Below are 15,513 nucleotides of genomic sequence, written 5' to 3'. Positions count from 1 at the left end.
TCAATTGTGGCGAATCCGTCAGGAAACATCCGGAAGCGGCATGATCGACCCGCCCTGCCCCACACCATCGCGCCCGCCAGGCACGGCCGGCGGGCACGCCTCGGTGCCGCCGGACCCTGGCACACCCGGGGACGGGGCTCCGCCCCCGGGCTCCGCTCGGGTCCGGCGGCACGCGATGCGGGCGGCACGGCGCGGTCGGCCACGGCGTGGATCAGTGCTCGCGGGGAGCCGGTACGACGCGCTCCACCTCGGGGTGGACGGTCAGCAGCTGGCGCATGGCCGTCTCGGCGCCGAGGGCGTCGCCGGCGGCGAGGGCGTCGACGATCCGGGCGTGGTGCGAGAGGCAGCCCTCGCTGGGGCGGTCACAGCCGGTGGCGGGGGCTCCGGAGACCTGGAGGGCGGCGCCGACGATGCCGGAGAGGTGCTCCAGCATGCGGTTGCCGGCGAGCTGGATGAGCAGAGCGTGGAACTCGGTGTCGGCGCGGGAGAAGGTGATCGCGTCACCCTGGGCGTACGCGTGCCCCATGATCTCGACCATGTCGGCGAGGCGCTGCTGGACGTCCTCGCGGCCGTGTCCCGCGGCGAGCCGGGCGGCGAGCGGCTCGATGATCCAGCGCAGCTCGTTCAGCTCGCGCCGCTGGTCGTCGCGCTGCGGGCCGAAGGCGCGCCACTCGATGATGTCGGGGTCGAGCAGGTTCCAGTCGCTGACCGGCCGGACCCGGGTGCCGACGTTGGGGCGGGCGCTGACCAGGCCCTTCGCCTCCAGGACGCGCAGGCTTTCGCGGACGACGGTGCGGGAGACCTCGAAGCGCTGGCCGATCTCCTCGGGTACGAGGGGACGGTCGGCGCCGAGGTCGCCGGAGACGATCATCTGGCCGAGCTGCTGGACGAGCTGCCCGTGCAGTCCGCGGCCGCGGCTGCCGGCGGCCCGGCGGCCGACCCGGCCGAGGTCGTCCGCCCCCTCCCAGGAGGGCGGGCCCACGCGCTCGGCCGCGGGGGCCTCCGCGTAGGGGTAGCGGTCGAGATCGCCCGCGGCGCCGAGGCCGGACTCGACGGGGCGGGCGGCGGTCATCATCGTGTGCGCAAGGGTACTCACGCATCCTTTGTCGGCGTGGCTCCCGTGCCCCTTGAGGTCTTTGGTGAAAAGCACACGAAAGGGTGATCGGCACCTGCTACACAATTGACGATTAATGGGGCATAAACGGCCTTTTCCAAGGTAGTTGCCGCCGAAGCGGAACTTTTCGATCCGATTGTGATCACCAACGGGCTCTGCTGCGCAGTCCGCTGAGCACATAGGCACAGAGCAGGACCGTCAACGTCAGGGCCAGCGCCACTCCCACGGGCTGCCCGACCACCCGCACCGCCCCCATCACCCACCGGTCCGCGGCCGTCGACCACTCCACCCGTGCGAACTCGCGCAGCCGGGCCGGGAGTCCGGCCAGCGAACGGCCGGGCACCCCGGAGAGCAACTGCCGCAGCGGTGGCGCGAAGACGACGGGCACGGCGAGAACCGCGGCGACTCCGGCGGCCGCGGCCCGGAAGACACCTGCCCCGAGCACCCCGGCCCAGGCACAGCCGGTCACCAGGCCGAACCAATTGGCACACAAGGTGGGCCAGTTGTGCGGTACGGGGATCAACTCGCCGCCGTAGACGAGGCGCAGTGCCTCCAGATCGGCCACCACGACGAGCACCGCGAGCACCGCCCCGACGACCGCCGCGACCGCGAGCTTCGCCAGGAGCAGGCCCAGTCGGCGCGGGACGGCGCCGCGTCCGGTGGTGAGCGCCGGGTAGCGGTACTCCTCGCCGAACGAGAACGCGCCGAGCAGCCCCGCCCCGAGCGCCGCCGGGGGCAGCGGGGAGAGCCCGGGCCAGCCGGCCAGGACCGCGGGCAGCGGAGTGCGTCCGCTGCGCGCGAGCAGCACGGCGAGCACCACGGAGATCAGCAGCACGCCCACGGCCACGAGCGGGGTGGACGGCACGCCGAGGAGCCGGCGGACCTCGTAGCGCACCGGCCGGAGCGGAGAGCGGTGGGGCGCACGACGGGAGGCGCGGGGGCGGAGGGGCCGGGCGGCCGGGGCCTCGGAAACGGGGGGCGCCGGGGTCTCGGAGGGAGGGGGTGTGCGGGTCTCGGGGACTGAAGGCGTGGGGGTTCCGGCGGCGGAGGCCGAGGGGCCCCCGGGCGGGGAGGGGGTGACGGCGCTGGGGACGGCCGGGCGGGTTTCGCCGGCCCGGCGGGGCTCACCGGCAGGGCGGGGCTCGACGGTCTGCCCCGTCCCGCCGGTTCGGCCCCACCCGCCGGCCTGGCCTGACCCGCCGGTCTGTCGCGGCCTACCGGTCTGTCGCGGCCCGCCGGTCACACCGGTCTCACCCGTCTCGTCGGCGAGCCGGTGCAGGAGCACGCCGTTGCGGAACGCGGCCTCTCCGACGGTGGCGCAGTCGCTGCCGTACACCGAGATCCGGTTGCCGCCCTCCGCCACCACCTCCACCGGGCGGCGAGCGGCGCGGGACTCCTGGGCGAGGACGGCGGCGAGCCGGGCCGCGTGCGGGGTGCGCACGGCGACCCGGGGGCGCAGCCGGGTGCGGGCGAACTCGGTGGCGTCCTGGTCGGCGACCAGCCTGCCCCGGTCGAGGGTGACGACCCGGTCGGCGTTGCGGGCGGCGTCCTTCGGGTCGGTGGTGGTGTAGAGGACGGTCCCGCCCTCGTCGGCGTGGGTGCGCAGGAGTTCGTAGAGCCAGGCGCTCTCGCGTACGGAGAGCCCGGCACCCGGCTCGTCGAGGAGCAGCGCGTGCGGGTCGCCCAACAGGGCGGAGGCGAGGCCCAGTCGGCGGTCCATGCCGAGCGGGAGGGTGCCGATCCGCTGGTCGTGCACCCCGATGAGCCCGACGGCCCGGAGCATGTCGTCGGCTCGGACGCCGGGGACCCCGACGGCGGCGCAGAGCATGCGCAGCTGGCTGCGCACGGTGCGGGAGGGGTGGCCGGGCACGTCGCCGAGCAGTACGCCGACCTCCCGTGCGGGCTGGGCGACGCGGTGCAGCGGGCGGCCCCGGAAGTAGGTGACGCCACGGCCCGGTTCGAGCTGGAGCATCAGTCGCAGGGCGGTGGTCTTGCCGGCGCCGGCCGGCCCGAGCAGGGCGGTGACGGCGCCCGGCCGGGCCTCGAAGGTGAGATCGTCCACGGCGGGCGGAAGGTCCCGGCGCGGGGTGCTGGTGAGTCCGATGGCCTGGAGCATCGCTTCTCTCGCGGGTAGGTGAGACCGCTCCGCGGCAGGGCGGCTATCCCAGCAAGATAACGCCCCATTTCGGACTTTTGGTGCATGGTTGGCGGCTCGGAGCCGCCGGAGAACCGGCTCCGGAGCGCGCCCCGCCGGTCGGGACACGACGAGTCCGTCCGGAGCGGCCGGGACGCCGCTACACCTCCGGGCGCAGCATCGGCGGGTTCAGGAGCGTGGCCCCACCGGCGCGGAACAGCTGGGCGGGGCGGCCGCCCTGACGGGTCGTGGTGCCGCCCGCCGGCACGAGGAAGCCGGGCGTGCCGGTCACCTTGCGGTGGAAGTTGCGCGGGTCGAGCGCGACGCCCCACACCGCCTCATAGACCCGGCGCAGCTCGCCGACCGTGAACTCGGGCGGGCAGAAGGCGGTGGCCAGTGAGGAGTACTCGATCTTGGAACGGGCGCGCTCGACGCCGTCGGAGAGGATCCTGGTGTGGTCGAACGCGAGCGGCGACGGCTGCTCGCCCTCGTACTCCGCCACGCCGTCCGGGCCGATCAGCTCCTCGACCGGCGCCCAGCGCGCGCTGTTGGCGTCTCCGCCCGCGCGCGGCGCGGGCAGGTCGGGAGCGAGGGCGAGGTGGGCCACGCTCACCACCCGCATCCGTGGATCGCGGTCGGGCGCGCCGTACGTCGCCAGCTGCTCCAGGTGCGCTCCGTGTCCGGGTACGGGCGCGGGCGTGCCGGGGTCGTGGACGCAGAGGCCCGTCTCCTCGACCAGCTCGCGCGCGGCGGCGGCGTCGAGGTCCTCGTCGGCCCGGACGAATCCGCCCGGCAGCGCCCAGCTTCCCTGGAACGGGGGCTCGCCCCGTTTCACGACGAGGGCGCACAGGGAGTGGCGCCGCACGGTGAGTACGACCAGATCGACGGTGACAGCGAAGGGCGGAAAGGCCGACGGGTCGTAGGGAGGCATGCGGCGATCATAGTCGTCTTCCTGACGATAAACACTCCTGCGGGGAGGATCGGCCGCCACTTCTTCCCTCCCCCGCCCCCACCCTCACCCCCGGTTCTTCCGTTGTGTGCCGCTCGCGGCCGGGGACATGCCCGTGGCGGGTCAGACGCCCAGCTGGAGGCCGGGCGCCGCCTCCTCGACCATGCCGAGGCCGAGCCGGCCGACACGGGCGGCGAACGGCTCGCCCGCGACCCGGAGTCCGGAGAGCCGGACCTCGCCGAGCGGGGCCGAGCGCAGCGGTTGCAGGGCGACCGTGCGGCCGGGTGCGTCGGGGCGGACGCCGACGAGGGTGGTGAGGAGCTGCACCCCGGCCGCGGCGGCGACGGCCGCGGGCCGGCAGGCCGCCGGATGCGGCGCCGGCACTGCTCCGGGCGTCCGCCGCTCGCCGGCGAACATCTCGGGCAGCCGGTGGTCGAAGGCGTCCGCCGCGTCGAGGATCCCGCGCAGCAGCGCGGCTGCCTCGCGCTCGTGTCCCGCGGCGGCGAGGCCGGCGACCGCGACGGCGGTCTCGTGCGGCCGGACCGTCCCCGAGCGGTGGCCGAACGGGTTGTAGCCGGGTTCCTTCTCGCCGAGGCCGCGCAGCCCCCAGCCCGAGTCGAGACCCGGGGCCGTGAGCAGCCGGGCGAGCCGCTCGGTCTGCGCCTTGTCGAGCAGCCCGGGCGCCGGGCTGCCCGCGGCGGCGAGCCCGGTGTCGAGCAGGTGCGCGGCCCAGCCGCCGAGATGGGGCAGCGGACGGCCGTCGGCCGTGCGGGCGAGCGCGGGCCGGCCTCCGGACGGGTCGTCGAGCCAGAACCGGTCGCGGAACCGCGCGCGCAGTGCCCGCGCCCACTCCCGCCACGCGTCGCCGCCGGGGCGCCCGCCGGCGTCGAGCAGATCGGCGCCGAGCAGGGCCGCGCGGTGCGCGTGGGCCTGGGTCTCGGCCCGGGCCGGCCCGGCGGGCCACGGGTCCGGCACGAAGCCGCTGCCGTCCAGGGCCCCGCGCAGCCAGTCGAGGCAGCGCTCGGCGACCGGGAGCAGCTCCGCGAGGTCTGGCTCGGGCAGCCCCCAGCGGCGGGCCTCGGCGAGCACGACGGGGAAGGCGAGGGTGGCTTCGACGCCGGTGCAGCGGGGCGGCAGGTGGGGGCCCGCGTCCCGGAGCGGCCCGGGGATGCGTCCCGATTCGGGGCCCGGGCCATGCAGTTGGGTGCGGGCGAGGGCGCGCAGGGTGGTGGCGGCGAGCCGGGTGCCGAGGGGCAGGACCATGCGGGCGGCCCAGAGGGCCTCGGCGGTGACGGGCCCGCAGCGCCAGGGCACTCCGGCGGCGAGGTGGACGCCGGCGGGGTGCGCGGGGTCGCGCTGGAGCAGTGCGCGCAGGTCGGCGACGGAGGTCCGCAGCAGCGGCCCGAGCCGAGGGTCGTCCCCCTCGGCGACGGCGTCGGCGAGGACGTGCCCGCCCGGCCGGCCGCCGCCGGAGCCGGGCGCGAGGGCGCGGCCGGCCCGCTCGGCCCGGATGCGGAGGGTGAGGACGAAGCTGCCTCGGGGGGCCAGTGCGGCCTCCCAGCGGAGCAGTCCGGCGGCGGCGAGGGATTCGCTGGGCGGCGGGTCGGCCGAGACGGCGACGGCGGTGCCGTCGCCGTCCGTCCAGCGGAGCCCGGTGCCGTGGACGCTCGCGGCGAGCTCGGGCCCCGGCCGCCCGGCCGCCACCGCGCCCAGGTCCGCGAGATCCGTGCCCAGAGCGAGCTCCACCGGGAGCCGCAGCGGGCGGGCGGACGAGCTGCGCAGGGTGATCCGCTCGGTGCCGTCGGCCTCGCGGGTCCGTTCGACGACGAGTCCGGGGTCGGGCCCGGTGTCGCCGGGCGTACGCAGGACGGCCAGGAAGTCGGCGCGGTCGGCCGTGGTCGTCCGGCCGTGGAGCGGGACGGGCTCGCGTCCGGCGATCCGCAGGACGCAGCGGGCGAGGAGCCGGCGCCCGGCGAGGAACACCCCGTCGAGGCCGGTCCCGGTGAGCTGGCCGTGCCGGGGGCTGACGGCGAGGGCGGGCAGGGCGACGCCGACGAGCGTGTCGTGCGCGGCGGGGAGTTCCACGGGGCGGCTCGCCCCGTGGCCCGGTCCCTGGGGCGGGGCTCCGGTGCGGGACGGAGGTCCGGCGGAGGGTCCGGGGGCCTGGGCGGGGCTGGGGGCCATGACGCGTGTACGGCGCTCTCTGTGCGGTCCGGGCTGCTCGGCCGGGCCCGGCGGCGACCGGGCTCGGGGCCGAGCGGGCGGTCCCGGCGGTCCGCGGGTCCGGCCGTGGGGCGGCGCCACCGCTCCCGCGGTACCGCCACAGAGGTGAACGCCGCCGCGGGCCGACGGGTCACGGCCCTCATTCTCCGGTCCTCGCGTCGCGCCGGCCGGTGCGGGGCGCGGCCGCGTTCCGGGGCCGCGCGGGTGGCGTCTGGGCGCGCGGGGCCCGCGGGCCGGCTGCCGTCGTCCGCAGCCCGGCCTGCCGTGCGGCCCGCCGCGCGACCGTACGGGCCCGCCGCCGGGACCGGGTCGTGCCGGCCACGGGGTCGGACACGGGGTCGGGGTCAGCCGGCTCGCCATGGGCCTCCTCGTCCTCCGGGCGCTGACCGGCGGCGAGACGGGCGGCCCGCTCCTTGCGCAGGCACTCGCGGAGCGACTCGGGGTCCAGGCCCTCGTTGCACGCCTGATGGAGCAGGCGGGCGAAGAGGTAGTGGGGGTCGGTCTCCAGGGCGAGGCCGAGGGCGACCCGGGCGGAGGGCTCGTCGCCGAGGGACCAGGCGACCCAGCCGGCCAGGGTCAGCGGGGCCGCCGCGTACTCCTGGTACGGGGCGACGCAGCGCCGGGCCAGGGCCCGCCAGAGCCGCAGGGCCGCGGCGGCCTCGGGGCCTTCCATCCATTCGGCGGCCTGGTCACGGGTTTCGCGGTCCTGCAGTCCGAGGATGAGCGTGGCGGCCTCGTCGGCGCTGAGCAGCGCGTCGTCCCTCTCGTCGGCCGCGGTTGTGGCGGGCGGGAGGGCGCTCCGGCGGGAGGCGGCGCCGCCCGCCGGACCGGTCGGCTTCGCGGGCGGCGCGGAGTACCGCTCGACAAGCCTGCGGATGAGGCCGAGGGTGGTGTCGCGGGTCTCCTGCCGGGCGAGGGTGCCGACGGATCCGTCGAGGATCCTGGGCACGATGACGTTGGCGGCGTCGTTCAGCGCCGCGCGCTGCGCCGCGTCGTACTCGGTGCCGCGGGGCTTCAGCCGGGCCTCCATCTCCTTGAGCGTGCCGCGCACCTGGATTCCCGCGTAGGCGGCGGACGCGGCCATCACCGACGTACCGGAGAGGGCGAGCGGGGTGCCGTCGGGCGAGCAGCAGACGGCGTTGGGGCAGACGTACGAGAAGTAGAGGCCGTCGGAGATGCAGAGGGCTTCGAGGACGGGGATGTCGAGCGCGCCGCAGGCGGTGCGCAGGCGCTGGGCGAAGGGGCGCAGCCGCTCCGTCACCTGGCGGCCGGTCTCGCCGGGCCTGGGCTCCTGGCAGAGGAAGACGACGATGGCGTCGGGCCGGTCGCCGCGCCGGGCGCAGCCTTCGACGAGGCATTCGGCCAGGTGGTCGGCGATGGCGGGCCATTCGTGCGGTGAGCCCGGGATGCCGACGCGGACCCGGCCGCCGAAGCGGCCGCGCTCGCCGTGCAGCGCGACGAGGACGACGGAGTCGCTCGGGTGGAATCCGAGCATGAACGGCAGGGCGTCGGCCAGCTCGGCGGGCCCGCGCAGGGTGATCTGCTGGGTCGAGGACGGTCCGTGGGATTCGTGGTGGTTCGTGTTCATGGTCACGACGGTCCCGCGAGCACCCTCGATCGCGAAACCCCTGTGGATAACTCCCCGGGCCGGCGTCGCCGAGGTTATCCACAGGTGCGGCGGCTCGTTCGCGCATTGTCCGACCGATCAGGTTGCATGGGGGCATGAACCACGCAGATCGCACCGAGGACCGTGCCGCCCTCCGCGCCGCCGCCGACGCCGTGCTCGCCCGTCTCGTCTCGGACCCGACGGGCACGGCGAGACTCCGCGAGGACCAGTGGCGCGCCATCGAGGCGCTGGTGGCGGACAGACGCCGGGCCCTGGTCGTGCAGCGGACCGGCTGGGGCAAGTCGGCGGTGTACTTTGTGGCGACCTCGCTGCTGCGCGAGCGCGGCGCGGGTCCGACCGTGATCGTCTCGCCGCTGCTCGCGCTGATGCGCAACCAGGTGGAGGCGGCCGCGCGGGCGGGCATCCGCGCGCGCACGATCAACTCGTCGAACACGGAGGAGTGGGACACCGTCCAGCAGGAGGTGGCGGCGGGCGAGGTCGACGTGCTCCTGGTCTCGCCGGAGCGCCTCAACAACCCCGACTTCCGCGATCAGGTGCTGCCCCGGCTCGCGGCCGCCACGGGTCTTCTGGTGGTCGACGAGGCGCACTGCATCTCGGACTGGGGGCATGACTTCCGGCCCGACTACCGGCGGCTGCGGACGATGCTCGCGGAGCTGCCGGGCGGGGTGCCGGTGCTCGCCACGACGGCGACGGCGAACGCCCGGGTGACCGCGGACGTCGCCGAGCAGCTGGGGACGGGCGCGGACACGGACGCGCTGGTGCTGCGCGGGCCGCTGGACCGGGAGAGCCTGAGCCTCGGGGTGGTGCGGCTGCCGGACGCGGCGCACCGGCTCGCCTGGCTGGCGGACCATCTCGACGAGCTGCCCGGGTCCGGGATCATCTACACGCTGACGGTCGCCGCGGCCGAGGAGGTGACGGCCCATCTGCGCCAGTGCGGGCACACGGTCGCCTCGTACACGGGCCGGACGGAGAACGCCGACCGGCAGCAGGCCGAGGAGGACCTGCTCGCGAACCGGGTGAAGGCGCTGGTGGCGACGTCGGCGCTCGGCATGGGTTTCGACAAGCCGGACCTGGGCTTCGTCGTGCACCTCGGTTCGCCCTCCTCCCCCATCGCCTACTACCAGCAGGTGGGCCGCGCCGGGCGCGGGGTGGAGCACGCGGAGGTGCTGCTGCTTCCGGGCAAGGAGGACGAGGCGATCTGGAAGTACTTCGCCTCGGTGGCGTTCCCGCCGGAGGAGCAGGTGCGCCGCACCCTCGACGTGCTCGCGGCGGCCGGCCGGCCGCTGTCGCTGCCCGCTCTGGAGCCGCTGGTCGAGCTGCGCCGGACCCGGCTGGAGACGATGCTGAAGGTGCTCGACGTGGACGGGGCCGTCAAGCGGGTGAAGGGCGGCTGGGAGAGCACGGGCCGGCCGTGGGTGTACGACACGGAGCGGTACGCGTGGGTGGCCCGGCAGCGGGACGCCGAGCAGCAGGCCATGCGGGAGTATGCGACGACCGGCGGCTGCCGGATGGAGTTCCTGCGCCGTCAGCTGGACGACGAGGCGGCCGCGCCGTGCGGGCGCTGTGACAACTGTGCGGGCGTCAGGTTCGACGCCAAGGTCTCCGACGCGGCGCTGGACTCGGCCCGGGGCGAGCTGGGCCGGGCGGGCGTGGAGGTGGAGCCGCGCAAGATGTGGCCGACCGGACTGGCCGCCGTGGGCGTGGATCTGAAGGGCCGTATCCCGGCGGGCGAGCAGTCGTACCCGGGCCGGGCGCTCGGCCGGCTCTCGGACATCGGCTGGGGCAACCGGCTGCGGCCGCTGCTCGCCGACACCGCGCCGGACGCCGAGGTGCCGGACGACGTCGTGCAGGCGGTGGTGCGGGTGCTCGCCGACTGGGCGAAGGGGCCGGGAGGTTGGGCCTCGGGCGGCGCGGACGCCCTGCCCAGGCCGGCCGGTGTGGTGACGGTCGCCTCGCACCGCAAGCCGCGGCTCGTGGGCTCGCTCGGCCGGCGCATCGCCGAGATCGGCCGGATGCCGCTGCTCGGCTCCGTGGAGTACGCGCCGGAGGCGGAGGAGCTGCGGATCTCCCGTACGAACAGCGCGCAGCGGGTGGTCGGGCTGCAGCGGGCCCTGGCCGTTCCGGACGATCTGACGGGGCGTCTGGCCGCCGCGGGTGGCCCGGTACTGCTCGTCGACGATCTCGCTGACAGCGGCTGGACGTTGGCAGTGGCCGCGAGACTGCTGCGGCGGGCGGGAGCGGAGGGGGTGTTTCCGCTGGTGCTCGCCGTCCAGGCATGAAACGGGGCGTGAATAATGGGTAACTGGGCAGGGATATGAGAGTCATACCGGTTCATTCCAGTCAGCGGCCTCAATTGCTCGTTGCCGCCCGCGCACGCGCCAGGAAGAATTGGGAGTCCACCCCGCACGGCTCGTACGCGGTCCTCCTGGACCGTGCCGTTGTGCACCCTCGTCCCACCCTGCCCGCGGAGCGGGCGCGTATCCGAAGGGAGGATCGTGACCCTCGGATTCGCTCCGTCCTCGACCGTACCGGCCGCCCCGTCGTCCGGGTCGGCCAGCCGCCTCGCCCGGATACTCGAACCGGCCGAGTGGGCGGCCGCGGGGATCCCGCTGCTGCGCAGTCCGCGTGAGGTCGTCAGCGGCCTGCATTCCCGTCACATGCCCACGCCGTCGACGGCGGTCGTCGCCGTGCTCGACCACGAGGAACGGCTCGCCGCCAGCGCCTCGTTCACCCGCCGCACCGCGCCCGCGGACGGCTGGGAGTTCCGCAACGCGCTCCTCGCGCACCTGCGCCGGGTCATCCCGCACGATCTGCGGCGGCGCGCCCCGGTGCGCACGGCGGTGCTGCTCTACTGCCGGGACGGCGACGAGCGCTGGACGGAGGAGGACGGGGCCTGGATGTGGGGGCTGCGGGACGCCTGCACGCTCCACGGGCTGCGCTGCGGTGCGTACATCACGCTGACCCGTGGCGGCTGGCAGGTGCTCGGCGACGGCCGTGGCGGACGCCGGCCCGGCTCCGACTCGCAGCCGGCGCCCCTGGGCGAGGACTCCGCCCTCGACCAGCTGGTGCCGCGCATCGCGAGCGGCGCTCCCGAGCCGCTGCGCCGCGCCGCCGCCCGCTGAGCGAGCGGCCCCGGATGTCCGCCCGGCCGCCCGAGGGCGGCCGGGGTGCGGACGATGGAGGTCAGACGCCGGCGCCGAGGGCGGCGCTGACGCGCTGCGGGTCGCCGCAGACGATCAGCAGGGCGGACGCCCGCTTCATCGCCTCGGGCAGCCGGAGCGCGATGTCCTCGTCGGAGCCGCCGTTGACGGCGACGACCACCACGGGCCGTGCTGCGGCGCGGGCCACGGCGGCCGCGTCCGCGAAGAACACGTCCTCGCGGGCGTCCTGCTGCGCCCAGTAGGCGGCCTCGCCGAAGGACAGCTCGTGCGCCGCCCACGGGTGCTGCTCGCCGGTGGTGAGCACCAGGACGTCGCCGGGGGCGCGGCCGGTGTCGAGCAGCAGGTCCACCGCCTCCTCGGCGGCGTCGACGGCACCGTCGGCGGGAGCCGGGATCAGCTGGATCTGCGGTCCGGACGCCTGGTCGGAACGATTCTCCGCGTGGGTGGACGGACGCGGCGGCGGCGGCGCGGGCCGGGCCGGACCGGGGCCGGGACGCCCGGGTCGCGGCGAGGCCGCGGAACGCGGGCCGGGTACGGGTCGAGGGGTCGGCACGGGGCGGCCGGCGGCCGCGGTCGCGCGGGGACCCTGGGCACTCTCGTGAATCTGAGGCTCCTCGGGGATGAGAGGCATGGGTTGATGTCTATCAAACGCCGTCGCGCGAGGCTCCGGCGGGTGGGCGCACAGGCACGCCCCGGCCGTTGGACGGTGCCTGCGGAAGTCTCCCTCACGGGTTGCCCCATGGGTCGTCCGCCGCAGGATCCGGGCCCAGAGGCCGGAAGTTCAGGGGTCGGCCGTGGTCGGCCGCACGTCAGAAGTCGAAGCCGAGTTGGCCCCCGCTCTCCAGCGCGGCCGCCTCGGCGGAGAGGCGCACCTTCTTGAGGTGGCACCATCGGGGCATGGCGTCGAGGTACGACCAGGAGAGCCGGTGGTACGGGGTGGGGCCCAGCTCCTCCAGCGCCGCCTTGTGGACCGGCGAAGGGTAGCCCGCGTTGGCCGCGAAGGCGTAGGCGGAGTACTCCTCCGCCTCGGCCTCCAGCTCGGCCATCATCAGGTCGCGCCGGACCTTGGCGAGCACGGAGGCGGCGGCGACGGCGATGCAGGACTGGTCGCCCTTGATCACCGTACGGACCTGCCAGGGGCTGCCCAGGTAGTCGTGCTTGCCGTCCAGGATCACGGCGTCGGGGCGGACCGGCAGGCCCTCCAGGGCGCGGACGGCGGCCAGCCGGAGGGCGGCGGTCATGCCGAGGTCGTCGATCTCCGCGGGCGAGGCGTCACCCAGCGCGTACGCCGTGACCCACCCCTCGAGTTCCACGGCGAGCGCGGTGCGGCGCTTGGGGGTGAGCAGCTTGGAGTCGGTGAGCCCGGCGGGCGGGCGGCGCAGGCCGGTGACGGCGGCGCACACCGTGACGGGACCGGCCCAGGCCCCTCGCCCGACCTCGTCGACCCCGGCGACGATCTTGGCGCCGGTGGTGGCCCGGATCGATCGTTCGACGCTGTGGGTGGGTGGTTCGTACGGCATGGCGCCTAAAGATTACGCCGATGGATACCGCCCTGGGTACCCGGTTTCCCCTTGGCCGCCCACGCCCGGCCGAAACCCGCCCCGCACCGCCGGCGAGACTGCCCCCGCCCCCGCCCGGACGCCGCCCCGGACGCCACTCCGAACCGCCACCGGAGCCGGCCCCGGCACGCGCCCCGCCACCCGCACGACGGGCGGATCAAAGGGCGAGACAACGCGCGGTACAACGGGCGGAACAAAGGGCGGAACAAAGGGCGGGACAACGCGCGGTACAACGGGCGGAACAAAGGGCGGGACCACGGGCAGGGCACCGACTAGGCGGGCCTCAGCAGCGGCATCATGACCAGGTCGATCAGCCCGGTGAGCTCGCTCTCCGTCCATTCGCTGCCGCACACCTTCGAGCGGTACATCATCATCGCCGGGACCACGTCGTAGACCATCTCGTCGGCCGCGGCCGCGCGCACCTCGCCGCGCGCGATCCCGCGCTGCACCACCTCGCGCAGCAGCCGCTGCGAGGGCTCGACGACCCGGTCGACGATCAGCTCGTGGAAGCGCTCGGCGGCGGCTTGGTTGTCGCACTCGTGAAGCACGGCGCGCAGCGCGATACCGGGCTTCGAGTACATCGCGGCCCGCACCCGGCGGCACAGCTGGAGGAGGTCCTCGCGGGCGCTGCCGTGGTCCGGCGCCTCCCCGAACGGGGGGAGTCCGGTCCTGAGCGCGTCGGCGACGAGTTCCTCCTTCGAGGACCACCGGCGGTACACGGCGGCCTTGCCGGTCTGGGCAGCGGCCGCGACACCCTCCATCGTCAGCGCATTCCAGCCAACCGCGCCGAGCTGGTCCAGGGTCGCGTCGAGAATGGCACGTTCCAGTACCGGGCCGCGTCGGCGCGGTGCCGGGCCGCCGCCAGGCTGAGCAGCGGCCGCCGGCCCGGAGTGCGAACCGGAGTGCGAAGTAGCCATGAATGCCTCTCTCTTGAGTCTCCGTCGAGACGAATCGGTTCTCTTCACGACACCACCCAGTGAACGCTTGCGTTCCTTAGCGGGCTCTCACTACCGTGGAAAACAGTGAACGGATGCGTTCACTACATTCTTCCGTGGGGGACACACCGTGCCAACGACTCCACACGCCTCCCGCAGCCCGAACCGGCCACCCGGAATCGCCCTCGCCGTCATCGCCGCCTGCCAGTTGATGGTCATCCTGGACGCGACGATCGTGAACATCGCGCTGCCGCACATCCAGGACGCCCTCTCCTTCTCCACCACCGGCCTGTCATGGGTGCTCAGCGCCTACACCCTCACCTTCGGCGGTCTGCTGCTTCTCGGCGGCCGGGCCGGCGACATCCTGGGCCGCCGGCGGGTGTTCCTGACCGGCATCCTCGTCTTCACCCTCGCCTCGCTGCTCGGCGGTTTCGCCCAGGAGCCGTGGCAGCTCCTCGCCGCCCGCGCGCTCCAGGGCGCAGGCGGCGCCATCGCCTCGCCGACCGCGCTCGCGCTGATCACCACCACGTTCCCCGAAGGGCCGCAGCGGAACCGGGCGTTCGGCGTCTTCGCGGCCGTATCGGCCGGCGGCGGCGCGATCGGCATGCTGGCCGGCGGCATGCTCACCGAGTGGCTCGACTGGCGCTCGGTGCTGTTCGTCAACGTCCCGATCGGTCTGGCCATCGCCTTTCTGACACCGCGTTTCATCGACGAGTCCGAGCGGCACCCGGGCCGCTTCGACCTGGCCGGCGCGCTGACCTCCACCGTCGGCATGTCCGCGCTCGTCTACGGCTTCATCCGCGCCTCCGAGGAGAGCTGGACGGACGGGCTCGCCCTCGGGGCGTTCGTCGCGGCCGTGCTGCTGCTCGCCGCCTTCGTCGTCGTGGAGTCACGGGCGCGCGAACCCATCACACCGCTGCGGATGTTCGCCGACCGCAACCGTTCGGGCACCTACGTGTTCATGCTCAGCCTGGCGGCCGCCATGCTCGGCATGTTCTTCTTCATCGTCCTGTTCGTGCAGAACGTGCTCGGCTTCGGCCCGATCCGGGCCGGCCTCGCCTTCCTGCCGGTCACCGCAGCCATCGGCGTCACGTCCGGGCTCGCCCAGCGGCTCCTGCCGGTGTTCGGCCCCAAGCCGTGCATGCTGGCGGGCGCGGCGCTCACCGGCACCGGTCTGTTCTGGCTGACCTTGATCACCCCGGACAGCTCCTACCTGGGTGGAGTCCTCGGGCCGATGGTCACCTTCGGCTTCGGCATGGGCCTCAACTTCGTCACCGTCACGCTGACCGCCGTCTCCGGCATCGCCCCGCACGAGGCCGGCGCGGCCTCCGGACTGCTCAACGCCACCCAGCAGGTGGGCGGTTCGCTCGGCCTGTCGATCCTGGTCACGGTCTACGGCACGGCCAGCCGGGACGAGGAGAAGCGGCAGATGCCAGACTTCCTCGCCCAGGCGACCCCCGGGCAGAAGGCCGCGTTCGTCAAGGAGCAGCAGCTGCCCGCGCCGTGGTCGCACGACGTGCTGACGGCCGGCATCACCAGCGCGTTCACCGCCGCCGTCGTGATGGCGCTCGTCGCCCTCGCCACGGCCGCGGTCGTGCTCCGGGTGCGCAGGAGCGACCTGGCGGCCCTCAGCGGTGCGGCGGAGGCAGCGGGACCGGCCGTCTGACCCGGTGGGGGGGGGGGCCCCCCCCCCCGGGGGGGGGCCCCCCCCCCCCCCCCGGGGGGGGGGGGGGGGGGGGGGGGGGGCCCCCCGGGGGGGGGATTTCTGCGGGCCGGTTTTAGAGCGGCGCTCTATCAGGCTCAGTGGCCCA

Annotated in this window: 11 protein-coding genes; 3 read left to right on the top strand and 8 right to left on the bottom strand. The window is 75.0% G+C overall.

The annotated features are described in order from the left end of the window. Positions 1-211: 211 nt before the first annotated feature. From ACIRSU_RS30325 to ACIRSU_RS30305, 5 genes are all read right to left on the bottom strand, one after another. A complete protein-coding gene (locus tag ACIRSU_RS30325; RefSeq protein WP_403798818.1) occupies positions 212-1,096 on the bottom strand; it encodes a FadR/GntR family transcriptional regulator in 885 nt (294 codons plus the stop codon). A 160-nt stretch (positions 1,097-1,256) separates the two neighbouring features. Further along, on the bottom strand, positions 1,257-3,230 hold the full coding sequence (locus ACIRSU_RS30320; protein WP_403798816.1) for an ATP-binding cassette domain-containing protein: 1,974 nt from the start codon (positions 3,228-3,230) through the stop codon (positions 1,257-1,259). Between the two features lie 178 nt (positions 3,231-3,408). Continuing rightward, positions 3,409-4,179, bottom strand: coding sequence for an NUDIX domain-containing protein (locus ACIRSU_RS30315; RefSeq protein WP_403798814.1), 771 nt, complete (start codon positions 4,177-4,179; stop codon positions 3,409-3,411). A gap of 141 nt (positions 4,180-4,320) precedes the next feature. After that, complete coding sequence (locus ACIRSU_RS30310; RefSeq protein ID WP_403798811.1) at positions 4,321-6,381, bottom strand: glycogen debranching N-terminal domain-containing protein; 2,061 nt, start codon at positions 6,379-6,381, stop codon at positions 4,321-4,323. A 178-nt stretch (positions 6,382-6,559) separates the two neighbouring features. After that, positions 6,560-8,008 carry a DUF4192 domain-containing protein gene (locus ACIRSU_RS30305; protein ID WP_403798808.1) on the bottom strand — a complete coding sequence of 483 codons (1,449 nt, stop codon included), beginning with the start codon at positions 8,006-8,008 and terminating at the stop codon, positions 6,560-6,562. Between the two features lie 134 nt (positions 8,009-8,142). On the opposite strand from ACIRSU_RS30305, the gene ACIRSU_RS30300 reads away from it, so the two are divergent. Continuing rightward, positions 8,143-10,326, top strand: coding sequence for a RecQ family ATP-dependent DNA helicase (locus ACIRSU_RS30300; protein WP_403798806.1), 2,184 nt, complete (start codon positions 8,143-8,145; stop codon positions 10,324-10,326). 216 nt (positions 10,327-10,542) lie between these two features. Continuing rightward, positions 10,543-11,169 (top strand): hypothetical protein, encoded by a 627-nt coding sequence (locus ACIRSU_RS30295; protein WP_403798805.1) that lies wholly within the window; start codon positions 10,543-10,545, stop codon positions 11,167-11,169. Positions 11,170-11,230: 61 nt separating this feature from the next. Here the strand turns inward: ACIRSU_RS30295 and ACIRSU_RS30290 are convergent, their stop codons facing one another. The 3 genes from ACIRSU_RS30290 to ACIRSU_RS30280 all read right to left on the bottom strand — a co-directional run bounded on the left by ACIRSU_RS30290 (position 11,231) and on the right by ACIRSU_RS30280 (position 13,684). Continuing rightward, positions 11,231-11,839 (bottom strand): hypothetical protein, encoded by a 609-nt coding sequence (locus ACIRSU_RS30290; RefSeq protein ID WP_403798802.1) that lies wholly within the window; start codon positions 11,837-11,839, stop codon positions 11,231-11,233. A gap of 178 nt (positions 11,840-12,017) precedes the next feature. After that, the gene (locus ACIRSU_RS30285) at positions 12,018-12,728 is read right to left on the bottom strand and encodes a ribonuclease HII (protein WP_403798799.1); all 711 of its coding nucleotides are present in this window, start codon (positions 12,726-12,728) and stop codon (positions 12,018-12,020) included. Between the two features lie 311 nt (positions 12,729-13,039). Further along, a complete protein-coding gene (locus ACIRSU_RS30280) occupies positions 13,040-13,684 on the bottom strand; it encodes a TetR/AcrR family transcriptional regulator C-terminal ligand-binding domain-containing protein (protein WP_403798796.1) in 645 nt (214 codons plus the stop codon). Between the two features lie 148 nt (positions 13,685-13,832). Between ACIRSU_RS30280 and ACIRSU_RS30275 the strand changes: the two genes are divergently transcribed. Further along, a complete protein-coding gene (locus ACIRSU_RS30275) occupies positions 13,833-15,368 on the top strand; it encodes an MFS transporter (RefSeq protein WP_403798793.1) in 1,536 nt (511 codons plus the stop codon). The last annotated feature ends 145 nt before the right edge of the window (positions 15,369-15,513 follow it).

The sequence above is a fragment of the Streptomyces sp. NPDC101160 genome (genome assembly GCF_044768205.1).
Classification (GTDB): Bacteria; Actinomycetota; Actinomycetes; order Streptomycetales; family Streptomycetaceae; genus Streptomyces.
Note: the sequence above shows the minus strand (reverse complement) of the source record. Positions and strands in the feature narration are given on the sequence as shown.